At 68.9% G+C, this 16204-nt stretch carries 15 protein-coding genes; 8 read left to right on the top strand and 7 right to left on the bottom strand.

Annotated features, from left to right (window positions below; all coding sequences use genetic code 11):
• Window positions 1-82: 82 nt before the first annotated feature.
• A complete protein-coding gene (locus tag ACKY0X_RS04990; RefSeq protein ID WP_409429509.1) occupies window positions 83-1051 on the bottom strand; it encodes a 4-(cytidine 5'-diphospho)-2-C-methyl-D-erythritol kinase in 969 nt (322 codons plus the stop codon).
• A 58-nt stretch (window positions 1052-1109) separates the two neighbouring features.
• Complete coding sequence (locus ACKY0X_RS04985) at window positions 1110-2576, bottom strand: PE-PPE domain-containing protein (protein WP_409428552.1); 1467 nt, start codon at window positions 2574-2576, stop codon at window positions 1110-1112.
• 135 nt (window positions 2577-2711) lie between these two features.
• Here ACKY0X_RS04985 and ACKY0X_RS04980 point away from each other — a divergent pair, with 135 nt between their 5' ends.
• Window positions 2712-3551 carry a serine/threonine-protein kinase gene (locus ACKY0X_RS04980; RefSeq protein WP_409428551.1) on the top strand — a complete coding sequence of 280 codons (840 nt, stop codon included), beginning with the start codon at window positions 2712-2714 and terminating at the stop codon, window positions 3549-3551.
• Here the strand turns inward: ACKY0X_RS04980 and rsmA are convergent.
• The 3 genes from rsmA to ACKY0X_RS04965 form a co-directional block, all read right to left on the bottom strand.
• Window positions 3464-4417 carry a 16S rRNA (adenine(1518)-N(6)/adenine(1519)-N(6))-dimethyltransferase RsmA gene (gene rsmA / locus ACKY0X_RS04975; RefSeq protein WP_409429508.1) on the bottom strand — a complete coding sequence of 318 codons (954 nt, stop codon included), beginning with the start codon at window positions 4415-4417 and terminating at the stop codon, window positions 3464-3466. The genes ACKY0X_RS04980 and rsmA overlap by 88 nt on opposite strands.
• The gene (locus ACKY0X_RS04970; RefSeq protein WP_409428550.1) at window positions 4390-5508 is read right to left on the bottom strand and encodes a transglycosylase family protein; all 1119 of its coding nucleotides are present in this window, start codon (window positions 5506-5508) and stop codon (window positions 4390-4392) included. The genes rsmA and ACKY0X_RS04970 overlap by 28 nt, the downstream gene beginning before the upstream one ends.
• Window positions 5509-5625: 117 nt before the next feature.
• Complete coding sequence (locus ACKY0X_RS04965; RefSeq protein ID WP_409428549.1) at window positions 5626-6465, bottom strand: TatD family hydrolase; 840 nt, start codon at window positions 6463-6465, stop codon at window positions 5626-5628.
• 24 nt (window positions 6466-6489) lie between these two features.
• Here ACKY0X_RS04965 and metG point away from each other — a divergent pair, with 24 nt between their 5' ends.
• The 4 genes from metG (at window position 6490) to ACKY0X_RS04945 (ending at window position 11471) form a co-directional block, all read left to right on the top strand.
• Window positions 6490-8040: a methionine--tRNA ligase gene (metG, locus tag ACKY0X_RS04960; protein WP_409428548.1), complete on the top strand. Its 1551-nt coding sequence runs from the start codon at window positions 6490-6492 to the stop codon at window positions 8038-8040.
• A gap of 96 nt (window positions 8041-8136) precedes the next feature.
• Complete coding sequence (locus tag ACKY0X_RS04955) at window positions 8137-9300, top strand: NAD(P)/FAD-dependent oxidoreductase (protein WP_409428547.1); 1164 nt, start codon at window positions 8137-8139, stop codon at window positions 9298-9300.
• The gene (locus ACKY0X_RS04950) at window positions 9297-10202 is read left to right on the top strand and encodes an RNA polymerase sigma-70 factor (protein WP_409428546.1); all 906 of its coding nucleotides are present in this window, start codon (window positions 9297-9299) and stop codon (window positions 10200-10202) included. The genes ACKY0X_RS04955 and ACKY0X_RS04950 overlap by 4 nt, the downstream gene beginning before the upstream one ends.
• Window positions 10203-10214: 12 nt before the next feature.
• Complete coding sequence (locus tag ACKY0X_RS04945) at window positions 10215-11471, top strand: aminodeoxychorismate synthase component I (protein ID WP_409428545.1); 1257 nt, start codon at window positions 10215-10217, stop codon at window positions 11469-11471.
• Here the strand turns inward: ACKY0X_RS04945 and rsmI are convergent.
• Window positions 11441-12277, bottom strand: coding sequence for a 16S rRNA (cytidine(1402)-2'-O)-methyltransferase (gene rsmI, locus ACKY0X_RS04940; RefSeq protein WP_409428544.1), 837 nt, complete (start codon window positions 12275-12277; stop codon window positions 11441-11443). The two genes, ACKY0X_RS04945 and rsmI, sit on opposite strands and share 31 nt — an antisense overlap.
• A 24-nt stretch (window positions 12278-12301) precedes the next feature.
• On the opposite strand from rsmI, the gene ACKY0X_RS04935 reads away from it, so the two are divergent.
• The 3 genes from ACKY0X_RS04935 (at window position 12302) to ACKY0X_RS04925 (ending at window position 15512) form a co-directional block, all read left to right on the top strand.
• Window positions 12302-13861, top strand: coding sequence for a dolichyl-phosphate-mannose--protein mannosyltransferase (locus ACKY0X_RS04935; RefSeq protein WP_409428543.1), 1560 nt, complete (start codon window positions 12302-12304; stop codon window positions 13859-13861).
• Window positions 13862-13987: 126 nt separating this feature from the next.
• On the top strand, window positions 13988-14845 hold the full coding sequence (locus tag ACKY0X_RS04930) for a hypothetical protein (protein ID WP_409428542.1): 858 nt from the start codon (window positions 13988-13990) through the stop codon (window positions 14843-14845).
• 67 nt (window positions 14846-14912) lie between these two features.
• On the top strand, window positions 14913-15512 hold the full coding sequence (locus ACKY0X_RS04925; protein WP_409428541.1) for an alpha-ketoglutarate-dependent dioxygenase AlkB: 600 nt from the start codon (window positions 14913-14915) through the stop codon (window positions 15510-15512).
• Between the two features lie 9 nt (window positions 15513-15521).
• On the opposite strand, the gene ACKY0X_RS04920 is transcribed toward ACKY0X_RS04925, so the two are convergent.
• Window positions 15522-16178, bottom strand: coding sequence for a DUF5642 family protein (locus tag ACKY0X_RS04920; RefSeq protein ID WP_409428540.1), 657 nt, complete (start codon window positions 16176-16178; stop codon window positions 15522-15524).
• Between the last annotated feature and the right edge of the window lie 26 nt (window positions 16179-16204).

Raw genomic sequence — 16204 nt, 5'->3', positions numbered from 1 at the left:
TCCTGGCCGCAAATAATCACCGCGGGCCATCTTAAACTCCTCTTAATCCGCGGGCAAATCTGCCAGCGGAGCGGGGTGACGGTCAGGCCCCACTGACCGACGACGGCACCACCCGGGCGCCGTAGACCGGACCGCTGGCCACCCGCACCGCCCGTCCCGCGCCGAGCGCCGACAGTTCGACGGCGACGTCGGCCGCCGACTGCGCCGAGCTGCACAGGAATGCGCACGTCGGACCGGATCCGGACACCACCCCGGCCAGGGCACCCGCCTCCACGCCGGCGCGCAAGGTGCGGCGCAGGTCGGGGTTGAGGCTGATCGCCGCCGCCTGCAGGTCATTGCCGAGCAATCCGGCCAGCCGTTGCGGGTCGCCGGCGGCCAACGCGGCCAGCACCGGCTCGGGATCGCCCGACTCGGGCAGCTTGCGCCCGGAGTCGCGCAGCCGGTCCAATTCCTTGAAGACCGCCGGCGTCGACAGCCCACGGTCGGCGAACGCCAGCACCCAGTGGAACGTCTCGCGGGTGAGCACCGTCGCCAGTTCCTCGCCGCGCCCGGTGCCCAACGCCGTGCCGCCGTGCAGCGCGAACGGCACGTCGCTGCCCAGCCTGGCGGCCAATGAGTGCAGGTCGCGGCGCGGCACGCCCAGTTCCCACAGCACGTTCATGCCGACCAGCACCGCCGCGGCGTCGGCGCTGCCCCCGGCCATGCCACCGGCTACCGGAATGGACTTGTCGATGCTGATCGCCACGTCCGGGGCCCGGCCCACGTATTCGGCCATCAGCTCGGCGGCCTGCCACGCCAGGTTGCGCTCATCGGTGGGCAGCACATCGGCACCCTCGCCGCTGACCCGCAACGACAGCACGTCGGCGTCGCGGACGGTCACCTCGTCGACCAACGAAACCGCATGGAAGACGGTGGTCAGCTCGTGGTAGCCGTCATCGCGACAGTCACCGACGGCCAGGTAGAGGTTCAGCTTGCCCGGTACCCGCACGGTGACCGAACCGGTCGGGGACCACTCGGTCGCGGCATTGCCGTCGGATGCGGTCACGCCGATGAGACTATCGGTCCGCGGCGCCCCAGTACCCGGGCTCCGGGCCGAGAATCCCGCCCGATCAGGAGAACAGGTCGGCGAAGTCGGCGCTGATCGCGCTCAGCGCGCTACTCATCACCATGAACTCGAACCCGCCCGCCATGGTGACCAGACCGGTGGTGGCAGCCAGCGGCATCCCGATCGCACCCAGGAGATCACCCTGCATCAATTCGTTGAAGAACAGGCTCGTGCCGTAGGCCGGCAGCGTGGTGACCAACGAATTGATGATGTCGGCCGTCGGCAGCAGCGTCGCGTACAAGCTTGCCGCGGCACTGGTGAGGGTGTTGACCACGTCCATCAGGCTCGGCATGCTGAAGTCCGCAGGACCGCCACCGTCCAGACCGAACAGGTCAGTCGCGCTGCCGGAACCGATGTTCTGCAAATCTGCGATGAAGTCGTTCCAGCCCTGCTCGGCGCCGTTGGCCAGGGCAGTGAGCACATCCATCGGGTTGACGTCGGGGAACACGCCGAACGGCGTGGAGACGTCCGCCGGCCCCTGGTCCCAGCCGTGCTCGATGTTGCCGTAACCGAGGTTGATCAGCACCCGCAGGGCCGGCTGCAACAGATCGGCGAACGCGTTGCCGAATGCATTGCCGCGCAACAGCTCCAGCAGCGGCAGGTTCTCGGTGGGGATCATGAAGTACTGGTTGTTGCCGGTGTAGTCGCCGGAGGTGTCCAGCTCGATGGCCGTCGCCAGCTGAGCGTCGGTCAACGACGGGTAGCCGCCGTGGACGAACATGATGCCCAAGAAAGCGTTGATGTCGGCCAAGAAGTTCAGCGGGTACTTCGGGAAGTCAGCGAACCCGTCGTACTCCCGGATGTAGTTGACTGTCTCCCAAGGCGTCTCAGACGGCGCACCCCCGCTGAACGTGACTCCGAGGGCAGGCATGCTCAGCGGAACACCGGGAACGTCGAAGCGGGACAGCAGTCCGCCGTTCGGGTTGGCCGGGCTGCCCAGCGACACGAAGGACAGCTCGTCAGATGTCGGGCGCTCGTCCTCGGGCAGGGCCAGCAGCTGGTCCATCACCAGCCCGTTGATGACACTGCTTTGCGAATAGCCCAGCACCACAAGGTCATTGCCCTTGCCGGTCTCTTCCATGATCTTCTGGAACAGAATCGTGGAGCCCTGCTGCAGCGAGGTGTCCAGCGGTAGCGTCTTCACACCGGTGAGCGGGTAGAGGCCTTCCGGGGTGAACAGCGGGTTGGTGGCGTCCACGTGGAAGGTCGGCTGGCCGTCGAACTTCGGCGTCACCGGGGAGATGAACCGCTCACTGAGGGCGGCCAGATACTGCGGCGGCGGGATCGGCAGCCCACTGCCGCCCATGATCCACGACTCGGTGTCCAGCAGAGTGGTCTCGGCGACCACGGTCTTGGCGGTCGCGGCGAGTGCGGGCGACACCACGGGAGCGACACCCAATGCCGCAATGGCGGCCAGGGTCAGAGGCACCGCGCCGATGGAACTCAGGTTGCGATGGGACAGAGTTGTCATGGCGGCCTCCTGGATACTGATGCAATCGGGTCGATTATTCACCTCGCGACAGCGAAATGTCATCGCTTTATAGCTAAGCGATCATGTTACTCTCAGTTTTCTGCGAGGTAGCTGTGCGCGCCCTAACCTGAGGTCATGAACGCAGCCGGCGACTACGGCGGCTACCTGATCGAGCGCGAGGTCGGCCGCGGCGGGCACGCCGGGGTGTATTTGGCCCACCACCGCAGCAGCCCCGACGTGCCCGTGGCGCTGAAGGTCCTCGACGAGTCGCACCGCTCCCCCGCCGAGCAGGGCCGGCTGGACCGTGAGTTCGCGTTCGCCAGCGCCCTCAAACACCCCCACATCGTCGCGGTGTACCGGCATGGGCCGTTCTGGTTGGCGATGCAGTACGTCGACGGCGGCAAGGCGACCGGCCTGCGCACGCTGCAGGACCGCCTGGCCGCGCTGACCCAGATCGCCGCCGCGCTCGACTACGCGCATCGTCGCGGCATCGTGCACAGTGATGTCAAGCCCGCCAACATCCTGATCCATGCCGACTTCGGCCGGGCCGGTGCGGTGCTGACCGATTTCGGAGCGGCCCACGCCGTCGTCGAAGACGTATGGCACCGGGCCCGGCATTCGGAAAACCCCGAAGTCTCGTTGCCCTACACCGCGCCAGAGATCCTGCGGGGCAAGGCCCCGTCGGCGGCCAGCGACGAATACGCCTTGGCCTGCACGGCGGTCGAGCTGTTTACCGGAGCGCCGCCCTTCCCCGCTCAGTGCGCAGCCGATCTGGCCGATGCACACCTGCGGCTGCTACCGCCGCCGCTGTCCGACAAGCTCGGTCCGGCGGCGCGAGCCGCCGACGTGGTGGTGCAACGTGCGCTGGCGAAGTTTCCGGCGCGCCGCTACGAGTCCTGCGCCGAGTTCGTCGAGGAGTTGTCCCGCGCGCTGCTATCGCACGCCGGGCCACCACCGAAGCCTGTCGAGACCTGAAGCAGGCGCACGAAATCGTCGATCGCCAGTGTCTCGCCGCGACTCATCGGATCAATGCCCGCGGCCTCCAACAGCTCGGCAGACCGCGCTCCCGATCCCGCCCAGTCGGCGAACGCGTTGCGAATAGTCTTGCGGCGCTGCGCAAACGCGACGTCGATCAGAGTGAAGACCTGTCGGCGAAATGCATCATCGATCGGCCACGCGGCGGAGTCGTACCGGTCGATACGTACCAGCCCGGAATTCACCCGCGGCACCGGCCAGAACACGCTGGGCGGCACCGTGCCGCAGCGGCGCACCGCACCGAAGAACCGCGCCTTGGCGCTGGGCACCCCGTAGTCCTTGCCACCCGGCTCGGCGGCCAGTCGCTCGGCTACCTCCAACTGAACCATTACCGTCACGGTGCGGATGGAATCGAACTCCGACAGCAGGTGCAGCAACGCCGGAACCGCCACGTTGTAGGGCAGATTCGCCACTACCGCCGTGGGCGCGGTCGCCACCTCGTCGCGGCGCAGGGTCAAGACATCGGCGCCGAGCACCTCGAGGCGGGCCGCGTCAGCGGGTGCGTGTTCGGCGATGGTCTGCGGCAATCGGGCGGCCAGCACCGGATCCTTCTCGACGGCGATCACCGTCGGGCCGTGCTCGAGCAACGCCAGGGTCAACGAGCCCAGCCCGGGCCCGACCTCGAGGACATGGTCGTCAGCGGTGATACCGGCGCCGTCCACAATCCGGCGCACCGTGTTTGCGTCGTGAACGAAGTTCTGCCCCAGCGATTTCCGGGGCCGCAGGTCGAGTTCGTTTGCCAGGGCCCTGATGTCACCGGCCCCGAGTAGCCCGATGGTCAGCGCCTCCCGCTGCACACCGGCCAGGCGCCCCAGCCTTGGCGGGCCTGGGTGACCTCCGCGATAGCGATCTGCTCTTCACGGGTAGCCATATCCGCGCGCGGCGCGTACTTCAGACCGCCGTTGGCTACCCACGTGCCGTAGTCGAACTGCACGCCGCCGTAGAAGCCGTTGCCGGTGTTGATCGCCCAGTTTCCGTGCGACTCACAGTTGGCGATGCGGTCCCAGGCCGCTCCGTACACCGACGGCGGAACCTCGGTGCCAGGCTTGGCGCCGACTCGCAGTACCGAGTCGCGGGCCGGGGCCACCACCGCGTTGGCGACCGGCAGGCGGCCGGTCTCGGCGCCGTTGACGGTGGCCACCGAGTAGGTCACGTCCTGGGTTCCCGGGGTGCCCGGGTCGTCGACGACCTGCCGGCTGATGTTCATGGTCGGGTCTTCGATGCGACGGGCCGGCGGGGGCAGCGGCACCCGCTCGGTGACCTGCTTGACCCGGATCCGCGTCACCTGGATCGCCATGCCCTCGGTGACCGGGGCCGATGCCGCCGGGATGACCTTGTCGGCCTGCTCCAGCGGGGCGCCGTCGGCGGCCAGCAGTTCGGCGACATTGGGCGCGGCGAGGTGCACGGTGCGCACCACACCACCGTCGTCGATCGTGACTGTCTTCGCGCTGACGACCGGCAGTGCCATTCCGGCCAGCGGGACGCGGCTGCCGCGCGACGCCGCAGCGGGGGCGGTGTCGGTCATCGAGAGCTGGGCCAGTGCCTCGTCCACCGAGAGCGCCGTCGTCCACACCTGCTGGGGCTCGCGCCCGTCCAGCGACACCTGTAGGGGCCGGCCGCGGCGGACCATGATCGTGTCGGAGTCGCGCACCTGCGCGTTGCGGGCGGGGGTCACGTCGTCGCGCTCGCCGAGGTTGAAGCCGTTCTCGGAGACGACGTCGATGACTCGCGACCGCATGGTGGTGACGGTGATCGGGGTTCCGTCAACGTCCAGCGTCACGGTCTTAGCGCTGGCGACCGCGAAGCCGCCGGCAAAGGTCAGCACCAGCAGCAAAGCGCCGACCAGAAGCCGCAGCATCGGCGATGGCGCCTGATGCAGCCTGGTCAAAGCATTCAAGGCAAAAACCTCACGACGTTGAAGGCACGGCAATGGGGCGTCATGCGCCCCAGGTTCGATAACGGAACGGTAACGAACCGACACGCGGTCGGCAACCAAATGTGACCTGCTCGACCGTCACCCCAGCCCATACACCCGCCGGGCGTTGCGGTTCGTAACCTGCGCCAGCTCGGCTGCCGGTCTGCCCAACAGCTCGGCCAGCGCTCTGACAGTGTATGGCAGACAGTAGGGCTCGTTCGGTGAACCACGGTACGGATGCGGAGTCAAAAATGGCGCATCGGTCTCCACCAGAAGCTGCGCATCCGGAATCAACGCTGCCGCTTCCCGCAGGTCACGGGCGTTTTTGAAGCTGACGGTGCCGGACAGGCTCAATATCCAGCCAGCGTCGATGCAGGTGTGAGCCATCTCCGGGCCCGACGAGAAACAGTGGAAGATCACCGTCTCCGGGGCGCCTTCGGCGCGCAGCACATCGAGCACGGCGGCGTCGGCGTCGCGGTTGTGGATCATCAGCGGTTTGCCCGTGCGTTTGGCTAGGTCGATATGCCAGGCGAACGCCTCGCGCTGGGTGTGCGGGTCCGCACAGCCCTCCAGACGCCCGGGCCAATACAGGTCCATGCCGGTCTCCCCGACCGCCACCACCCGAGGATGGGCGGCCAGCGCCTCGATCTCGGAGCGGGCCGCGTCGGTGAGCGCATTGGCGCGCGTGGGATGCAGCGCGACCGCTGCGTAGACCCGGTCATCGGCGTCGGCGGCCTGGGTCACCCAGCGAGCCGACGCCAGGTCGTCGGCGACGGTCACCGCCGCCTGCACCCCGACCGCGGCGGCGCGGTCCATGATGGCGTGCACCGACGAAGCATCGGCGCCGCCGCACGCGTCGAGGTGGGTGTGGGCGTCGACCAGCGGACTCAGCTCCTGCGGTGCGGGCGGCGGAGTTTTGGCTGATCGTTTCGAGCTCACCCGCACACAATAAGGTGGCGAGTGATGAGAAGAACGCAGCCTTTCTACGTCACCACCGCGATCACCTACCCCAACGGTGATCCGCACATCGGCCACGCCTACGAGTACATCGCCACCGACGCGATCGCCCGATTCCATCGGCTCGACGGGTTCGACGTGCGGTATCTGACCGGCACCGACGAGCACGGGCTGAAGATGGCCGAGACCGCCGCCGCCGAGGGCATTCCGACCGCGGAGCTGGCGCGGCGCAACTCCGATGTGTTCCAGCGGTTGCAGCGCAAGCTCAACATCTCTTTCGACCGGTTCATCCGCACCACCGACGCCGATCACCTGGAGGCCTCCAAGGCGATCTGGCAGCGGATGGTCGACGCCGGTGACATCTATCTGGACGCCTACTCCGGCTGGTACTCGGTGCGCGACGAGCGGTTCTTCACCGAGGGCGAGACGCGGCTCACCGAGGACGGTTCGCGGGTCGCCGCCGAGACGGGTGCACCGGTGACCTGGACCGAGGAGCAGACCTTCTTCTTCCGGCTGTCGGCCTATGCCGACCGGCTGCTGGCGCACTACGAGGCGAACCCGGACTTCATCGCCCCCGACGTGCGCCGCAACGAGGTGGTCAGCTTCGTCTCCGGCGGGTTGCGGGATCTGTCGATCTCACGCACCTCATTCGACTGGGGCGTGCCGGTGCCCGGACACCCCGACCACGTCATGTATGTCTGGGTGGACGCGCTGACCAACTACCTGACCGGCGTCGGCTACCCCGACACCGACTCGGAATCGTTCCGCCGGTACTGGCCCGCCGACCTGCACATGATCGGCAAGGACATCATCCGGTTCCACACCGTGTACTGGCCCGCCTTTCTGATGTCGGCCGGAATCGAGCTGCCGCGCAGGGTGTTCGCGCACGGCTTTCTGCTCAACAGCGGCGAGAAGATGAGCAAGTCGGTGGGGAACGTGATCGACCCGGTCGAGTTCGTCGACAAGTACGGCGTCGACCAGGTGCGCTATTTCCTGCTGCGCGAGATCCCGTTCGGCCAGGACGGCAGCATCTCCGACGAGGCGATGATCGGCCGCGTCAACGCAGACCTGGCCAACGAGCTGGGCAACCTGGCGCAGCGCTCGCTGTCGATGGTGGCCAAGAACCTCGACGGGGTGGTGCCCGAGCCGACGGCCCAGGCCGCGGACGGCGAGGAACTGCTGGCACTGGCCGACGCCCTGCTGGAGAAGATGCGGTCGGCGTTCGGCACGCAGTCCATGCACCTGGGGCTGGAGGCGATCTGGCAGATGCTGGGCGCCGCCAACCGGTACTTCTCGGCCAACGAGCCGTGGAAGCTGGCCAAGAGCGAGTCGGCGGCCGATCAGGCCCGCTTCGGCACGGTTCTGTACACCACGCTGGAGGCGGTGCGGATCGCCGCGCTGCTGGTGCAGCCGGTGATGCCGGACTCGGCGGGCAAGCTGCTGGACTTGCTGGGCCAGACCAGCGAGCAGCGGATGTTCACCGCCGTGCCTGAGCGCCTGACACCGGGCCTGACGCTGCCGGCGCCGTCCGGGGTGTTTCCGCGTTACCAACCCTGAGCGCGAACGCGGGCCAGTGATCTGGGCCACAAGCTGTCACATCGCGGAGGCGCGCGGTGTCTTGAGGGCATAACCCCGAAGAGACAGGAGCACCTCATGGCCCGCATCCAGGTCGTCATCATCGGCGGCGGCTACGCCGGCACCCTGGCCGCCAACCGGCTGCGCCAGCACCCGGACGTCGACATCACCCTGGTCAACCCGCGCCCGGCATTCGTCGAGCGGATCCGGCTGCACCAGTACGTGGCCGGCACCGGCACGGCCACCATCGACTACCCCGAACTGCTCGGTGACGGAGTCCGGCTGCTGGTCGACTCCGCCACCCGCATCGACGCCGCCGATCGGCGCATCCAGCTGGCGTCGGGCACCGTCCTGCGCTACGACTTCCTCATCTACGCGGTGGGCAGCACCGGAGCGATCACCCCGACGGTTCCCGGCGCCGCCGAATTCGCCTACTCCATCAGTGAATTCGAGTCCGCGGCTCGGCTGCTGACCCGGCTCGGCGAGCTGGCACCCGACGCCCCGGTGACGGTGGTGGGCGGTGGACTGACCGGAATCGAGGCGGCTTCCGAGCTCGCCGGACAAGGTCGGCCGGTGACCCTGGTCTGCGGCGAGATGCTGGGACCGTCATTGCACGCGGCGGGCCGGCGCTCGGTGGCCAAGGCGCTGCGCAAGCTGGGCGTCGAGGTGCGCGAGGCTGCGGTCGCCGCCGAGGTGCGCGCCGACGCTCTGGTGTTGCGTGACGGCACCGTACTGCCCAGCGCGGTGACGGTCTGGACCGCCGGCTTCGGCGTGCCGGACCTGGCCGCGGCCAGCGGACTGGCCACCGACGCGTTGGGCCGGCTGCTCACCGACGAAACCCTGACCAGTGTCGACAACCCGTGGATCGTGGCGGCCGGGGATGCCGTTGCCCCCTCGGGCCAGCCGCTGCGGATGAGCTGCCAGGCCGCACTGCCGCTGGGCGCCCAGGCCGCCAACACCGTGTTGGCCCGCATCGCCGGCAGCTCACCGGTCGCGGTGGACCAGGCGTTCGCCGCCCAGTGCATCAGCGTGGGCCGCACTGCGGCGACCGTGCAGTTGTCCCGCCGCGACGACACCCCGACCAAGGCGTTCGTCGGCGGCCGGCTTGGCGCCGTGGTCAAGGAGTCGATCTGCAAATACACGGTCAAGTGGATTCGGGACGAGGCGGCCAAGCCGGGCTCGTACCGTTGGATGAAGGCCGGCACCCGGGCGGCCCGGAGCGAGCAGGAGGCGGCGGTGTGAAAAGCGAACAAGCCCAACGGTTCACCGAGCTGCGGCCGTTGCTGTTCACCATCGCCTACGAAATCCTCGGCTCGGCAACCGAATCCGATGACGTGCTGCAGGACAGCTACCTGCGCTGGGCCGAGGTCGATCCGGCCGACGTGCGCGACGCCAAGGCATACCTGGCTCAGCTGGTCACCCGCCAGGCGCTCAACGCGCTGCGGGCGGGTGCCCGGCGCCGCGAGGAGTACGTCGGGCCGTGGCTGCCCGAGCCGCTGCTGCTCGACGAGCGCGAGCCGGACGCCGATCTGCTATTGGCCGAATCGGTGTCGACGGCCATGCTGGTACTGCTGGAGACCCTGAGCCCCGACGAGCGGGCGGTGTTCGTGCTGCGCGAGGTGTTCGGGTTCGACTACGACGAGATCGCCGCCGCGGTGGACAAGTCCGTGCCGGCGGTCCGTCAGGTGGCGCATCGGGCCCGCGAACATGTGCAAGCCCGGCGGCCGCGCTTCACCCCCGCCGACCCGGCGCAGACCGATCGGATCACCGCCGAGTTCATGGCCGCGGCGGCCGGCGGCGACCTCGCGACGGTGCTGTCCATGCTGGCACCCGATGTGGCCTACACCGCCGACGGCGGCGGCAAGGCGAGCGCGGCCCGCCGGCCGGTGGTCGGAGCCGACAAGGTGGCCCGTGCCGTCATCGGGCTGCTGCGCCAGGGCATGCAGTTGCCGGAGGTCCGGGTGGAGATGGTGGTGTGCAACGCGGCGCCGGCGGTGCTGTTCTACAGCGCCGGACGCCTGGAGGGGGCCATCACGGTCGAGATCGTCGACGGGTTGATCACGAACTTCTACGCGATGCGCAACCCGGACAAGCTGGCGGCGTTGGCGGCCGCCCGCGAGATCACCCGGGGCGCCGACGTCTGACAAGCTAGTGCGGTGCGGATCGAGCGGCTCGGCGACTTGGGAGCGGCACCGGAGGTGCTGCGTCGGGTCGGCGTTGCCACCGACCGCCATGGGCTGCCGTCGCCGGCCGCACTGACCGGCGAGTGGTTCGGGTCCACAGCGGTGATCGCGCCCAGCGTGACCGTCGAGCCGGTCGGCCCCGGCGAGGTGTTCGACGTGCCGAATGGCCCCGCCTCCAGTGCGCAGTCCGGTGTGGTGGGTGGCGGCTGGATCGGCTATCTGTCCTACCCCGATGCCGGCGCCGACGGCCTAGGGCCACGCATCCCGGAGGCTGCCGGCGGCTGGACCGACTGCGTGCTGCGGCAGGACAACGCCGACGGGCAGTGGTGGTTCGAAAGCCTGTCCGGCGCGGCCATGCCCCGCTGGCTGGCCGAGGCGCTGACGACTCCCGCCCCGGCCCGGGGATGCCGCATCTACTGGGAGACCCCGGACCGCCAGGCGCACCGCGCCGGAGTCCTGGCCTGCCTGGAGGCCATCCGGTCCGGTGAGGTGTATCAGGCCTGCGTGTGCACCCGATTCACCGGAACCGTCACCGGCGCCCCGCTGGACTTCTTCACCGACGCGGTAGCGCGCACCGGCCCGGCGCGTGCCGCCTATGTGGCGGGCGGCTGGGGCGCGGTGGCCTCACTGTCACCGGAGCTGTTCCTGCGGCGCCGCGGTCAGGTCGTGGACTCCAGCCCGATCAAGGGCACCCTGCCGCTGTATGCCCGCCCGTCGGCGCTGCGCGCTTCGACCAAGGACGTCGCGGAGAACATCATGATCGTGGATCTGGTCCGCAACGACCTGGGCCGCGTGGCGGTCACCGGCACGGTCACCGTGCCCGAACTGTTGGCGGTGCGGCCCGCTCCGGGGGTGTGGCATCTGGTTTCGACGGTCTCGGCCCGGGTGCCCGAACAGCTGGGCATGGCGGAGTTGCTGGCTGCCACGTTCCCGCCCGCGTCCGTGACCGGAACCCCCAAACACCGCTCCCGCCAATTGCTTTCGCAATGGGAAATGTCGCGGCGCGGCGCCTACTGCGGCACGGTGGGATTAGCGTCACCGGTGGCGGGCTGTGAACTCAACGTCGCGATCCGCACCGTGGAGTTCGACGCCGCCGGCGGCGCGGTGCTGGGAGTCGGCGGGGGGATCACCGCGGATTCCGATGTCGACGCCGAGTGGCAGGAGTGTCTGCACAAGGCCGCCCCGATCGTCGCCGACGGTCAGTCCCGGGAACGCAGCACCGCGTCGTAAAGCTCGCGTCGCGACACCGCGGCGGGAACCTCGGCGATCACCTGCGCGCAGGCGTCCTTGACCCGCATGCCCTCGCCCGCCAGCCTGTTCACCTCGGCCACCAGCGTCGTCAGGTCGGCGCGCGGGGTCGCCCCGGCCAACACCACGGTGATCTCCCCCAGCACGCCGTCGACGGCCCAATCGGCCAGCTCGGCCAGCGTCCCACGCAGCACCTCTTCGTGGGTCTTGGTCAGCTCCCGGCAGACCACCGCGCGACGGTCCCCGCCGAGTTCGTCGACCGCGTCACGCAGGCAGTCGGCCAGCCGCCGCGGCGATTCGAAGAACACGCACGTGCGCCGCTCGTCGGCCAGCGAGGCCAGCCACGCCCGTCGCGCCGCCTGCTTGCGGGGCGCGAAGCCCTCGAAGCAGAACCGCTCCGAGGCCAGCCCGGACAGCGCCAGCGCGGTCGTCACCGCCGACGGCCCGGGCAGGCAGGTCACCGCCAGCCCGGCCTCGGCGCACGCGGACACCAGGCGGTAGCCCGGGTCGCTGATCAGCGGCATCCCGGCGTCGCTGACCACCAGCACGGTGGCCCCGGCCGCTATCTCGGCAAGCAGCGTCGGCACCCGGGTCGCCTCGTTGGCGTCGAACAGACTGACCACCCGGCCGGCGATCTGCACCTCGAGGGACTTGGCCAGTGCCCGTACCCGCCGGGTGTCTTCGGCGGCCACGACATCAGCGGTGCTCAGCGCTTCGACCAGCCGCGACGAAGCGTCCCCGGGTTGGCCCAACGGGGTGGCACCCAGCAGCAATCGACCATCGGGCATGGCGCACAGCCTACGATCGTCGGAATGAGCGCTCCGACCGCTACCAGGCCCGCGGCCGTGCCGGAGCGCTCTGCTCCGGTGATCAGCCCGGGACTGCTGGTACCGGTCGCCGATTTCGGCCCGACCGACCGGGTCCGGGGCTGGGCCGTCACCGCCGCGGTGACGCTGTTGGCCGCGGTGACCCGTTTTTCGAACCTGTACACCCCGACCGACGCCGGCACCCCGATCTTCGACGAGAAGCACTACGCGCCACAGGCCTGGCAGATGCTGCACAACCATGGTGTCGAGGACAATCCCGGCTACGGCCTGGTGGTGCACCCGCCGGTGGGCAAGCAGCTGATCGCGATCGGTGAGGCGCTGTTCGGCTACAACGGGCTGGGCTGGCGGTTCACCAGCGCCCTGCTCGGGGTGCTGGCGATTGCGCTGTTGGTGCGGATCGTGCGGCGGATGACCCGTTCGACGCTGGCCGGCGGGATCGCCGGGCTGCTGCTGGTGGGCGACGGGGTCAGTTTCGTCGCCGCGCGCACGGCGCTGTTGGACGGCTTCCTGACGTTTTTCGTGGTGGCCGCGTTCGGGGCACTGATCGTCGATCGCGACCAAGTGCGAATGCGCATGCACACCGTCTTGACCGACGGGCGCTGCGGCGCGACCCCGTGGGGCCCGCGTCTGGGGGTGCGTTGGTGGCGCTTCGGCGCCGGGGTGTTACTCGGCTTGGCCTGCGCCACCAAGTGGTCCGGCCTGTACTTTGTGGTGTTCTTCGGCGCGATGTCGCTGGCGTTCGACGTGGCCGCCCGCCGGCAGTACCGGGTGCGCCGGCCGTGGTTGGGGACCCTGCGCCGCGACGTCGTCCCCACTGCGTACGCGATGGTGCTCATCCCGTTCGGCGTGTATCTGGCGTCCTATGCGCCGTGGTTCGCCTCGGAGACCGGCGTGGACCGCCACGAGGTCGGCCAGTCGATCGGATTCGAGAGTCGGTTCCCGGTGCCCGATGCGCTGCGCTCGCTGTGGCACTACACCTATCAGGCGTATCACTTCCATGCCGGACTGACGAACGCCGCCGGCAACCACCACCCGTGGGAGTCCAAGCCGTGGACGTGGCCGATGTCGCTGCGCCCGGTGCTCTATGCGATCGACCAGCACGACGTTCCCGGCTGCGGCGCGCAGTCCTGCGTCAAGGCGGTGATGCTGGTGGGCACGCCGGCGATGTGGTGGCTGGCGGTGCCGGTGCTGGGCTACGCGTTGTGGCGCAGCCTGGTGCGCCACGACTGGCGCTACGCCGCGGCGCTGGTGGGCTACTGCGCGGGCTGGCTGCCGTGGTTCGCCGACATCGGTCGGCAGATGTACTTCTTCTACGCGGTGCCGATGGCGCCGTTTTTGGCGATGCTGCTGGCCCTGATCTGTGTCGACATCATCAACGACGGCAGAACCCGTACCGAGGAGCGCTGGGCGCTCGGGCTGCTTGCGGTGTCGGGCTATGTGGCGCTGGTGCTGACCAACTTCGCCTGGCTGTATCCGATACTGACCGGGGTGCCGATCTCCCCGGCGACCTGGAACATGGAGATCTGGCTGCCCAGTTGGTCGTAGCGCCATTGGCCAGTGCCCGGTCCTCGAGATTGCGCCCAGGGCTGCTACTGAGGCTGATCCACAGCCGTGTGTGCAATCTCAACGCGCGGGCCCGCGGATGTCGGTGGCGGTCATCACCATCGAACCATGTTCGAGGTGTTCAAGGGAACCGAGGCGCTGGCCGGCGGCCTCACTCGTGGCACCCTGCGGTGGAACTACTCCGCGCTCTTTCCCGACGTCTACCGGCCAAAGGACGTGCCACCGACATTGCGCGCCAATACCGTTGGCGCCTGGCTGTGGTCGGGGCGCAAGGGCGTGATCGCGGGCCGTGCCGCGGCGGCACTGCACGGCGCCCGGTGGATCGACGCTACTACGCCGATCGAGATGATCTGGCGCAACGGACGGCCACCGACGGGAATCATCGTGCGCAACGAGCGCATCGACGCCGACGAGCTAGTCGACATCGACGGGATGCTGGTGACCGGCCCGGCGCGTACCGCTCTGGACCTCGGCCGGCATCTACCTCGTGACCTGGCCGTACGGCACCTCGATTCGTTGAGCCGTGCCACCGGAGTTCAGGCTCGAGACGTCCTGGTGCTGATCGAGCGTCATCGCAAGGCGCGCGGATTGCGTCGAGCGGTGCTTGCACTCGACCTGATGGACCCCGGCGGCGAGTCGCCCAGGGAGACTTGGCTGCGGCTTCTGCTCATCGATGCCGGGCTTCCGCGGCCCAGGACACAGATCCGCGTGAGCGACGGCTTCAACAACGCCTTCATCGACATGGGATCCGACGAGCCGAAGATCGGCCTGGATTACGAGGGCAAACACCACAGTACGGATCGGGCGCAGTACGTCCACGGCATCGGGCGTGCTGAGCTGCTCGACAGCCAGGGGTGGATAGACCTGCAGGTGGTGGCCGAACATGGCCGGAGGTTCATCCTGCATCGGCTGTCGGAGGCATTCGTCCGCCGCGGCCAGCCGTTGAGTTTGCGTACTGGGTCGTGAAAACCGGCCGCCAACAGCCGTAGACGCAATCTCGACGAATCGAACGGATGTGCGATAGGCTGCGGGCGTGGCGATACCGGTACAGGAGTCGCTGTTCGACCTCAGCGAACGCCGACAGCTCGGTGCGGGCGCCTGGCTCGACGTTCGCCCGGGCTGGCTCTCGGAGGAAAGCAGCGAACTGGTCAGCGAGCTGCAGTCGGTCATTCCCTGGCGGGCCGAACGCCGCCGGATGTATGACCGGGTGCTCGACGTCCCCAGGCTGGTGAGCTTCCACGACCTGTCCACCGGAGAGGTGCCGCACCCGGTGATCGCCAAGCTGCGCCGCCGGCTCAACGACATCTACGCCGGGGAACTCGGCGAGCCGTTCACCACGGTCGGGTTGTGCCTGTACCGGCACGGGGGCGACAGCGTGGCCTGGCACGGCGACACCATCGGCCGCGGCGCCAGCCAGGACACCATGGTCGCGATTGTCAGCGTCGGCGCTACCCGCACGCTGGCCCTGCGCCCGCGCGGGGGCGGCGCGGCCCTGCGGTTGGCACAGCACCACGGCGACCTGGTGGTGATGGGCGGCTCGTGTCAGCGGACGTGGGAGCACTCGATTCCCAAGACGGCGACGCCCACCGGCCCGCGGATCAGCATTCAGTTCCGCCCGCGTGGCGTGCGCTAGCCGAACGCGCTAGTTGCGGATCGCGTCGACCGCGGCCACCAACAGCTCGCGGGCCCGGGCGGTGTCGACTGGGGCGATGGGCTTGCCCGGCTGCACCAGGGGGTTGGCGGTGACGAGCACCTGGTAGGGGCCGAAGTAGGCCGAGTAGTTGTAGAGCTCACCGATGCGCGACTTGCCGGCGGCGACGGCCTCGATCACCCGGTGCACGCCCAGGGTCTTGACCCCGTCGATGTGCGGCGCCTCGACCGTTTCGATCAGGCCGCGCATCGCGCCCCCGGAGAAGCCGATCCGCCGGCAGGTGCGGCCCGGCTCGCTGACCGAAACCGGCTCGGAGGTCTCCAGCGCGATGGTGATGAACCGGTTGCCCTGGCCTTCGGCGGCGACAGCGGCCATGTTTCCCTGCACGCCCTGCGGCAGCTGCTGACTGATGGCGAACTTCGAGCAGTCGGCCGGATCAAAGGTCAAGCCCGGGGGCAGTGCGGTGCCCGCCAGGAGCTTGGGGTCGATCCCGGTACGTGGGATGGCCTTAGCCTCGAATTCGGGGCCGAAGGACGACTTGAGGTCGACCACCTTGTCGATGTCGGCGGACACCTCGGCAGGGCTGGAGTTGCAAGCGGCAAGCAGGCAGACGCAGCCGAGGGCCAGTACCGCGCGAAGGGTCAACATCGCAGCCAATTTACCCAACGCGACCT

Origin of the sequence: Mycobacterium sp. SMC-11 (genome assembly GCF_046250095.1) — a bacterium.
GTDB classification, from domain to species: Bacteria; Actinomycetota; Actinomycetes; order Mycobacteriales; family Mycobacteriaceae; genus Mycobacterium; species Mycobacterium heraklionense_A.
The sequence above is the reverse complement of the archived record's forward strand: the minus strand, read 5'-3'. Positions and strand labels throughout refer to the sequence as shown.

Coding starts and splice junctions, on each gene's coding strand:
- ACKY0X_RS04985 (WP_409428552.1), bottom strand. CDS start 2,576: ATGACAACTCTGTCCCATCGCAACCTGAGTTCCATCGGCGCGGTGCCT.
- ACKY0X_RS04980 (WP_409428551.1), top strand. CDS start 2,712: ATGAACGCAGCCGGCGACTACGGCGGCTACCTGATCGAGCGCGAGGTC.
- metG (WP_409428548.1), top strand. CDS start 6,490: ATGAGAAGAACGCAGCCTTTCTACGTCACCACCGCGATCACCTACCCC.
- ACKY0X_RS04955 (WP_409428547.1), top strand. CDS start 8,137: ATGGCCCGCATCCAGGTCGTCATCATCGGCGGCGGCTACGCCGGCACC.
- rsmI (WP_409428544.1), bottom strand. CDS start 12,277: ATGCCCGATGGTCGATTGCTGCTGGGTGCCACCCCGTTGGGCCAACCC.
- ACKY0X_RS04935 (WP_409428543.1), top strand. CDS start 12,302: ATGAGCGCTCCGACCGCTACCAGGCCCGCGGCCGTGCCGGAGCGCTCT.
- ACKY0X_RS04930 (WP_409428542.1), top strand. CDS start 13,988: ATGTTCGAGGTGTTCAAGGGAACCGAGGCGCTGGCCGGCGGCCTCACT.
- ACKY0X_RS04920 (WP_409428540.1), bottom strand. CDS start 16,178: ATGTTGACCCTTCGCGCGGTACTGGCCCTCGGCTGCGTCTGCCTGCTT.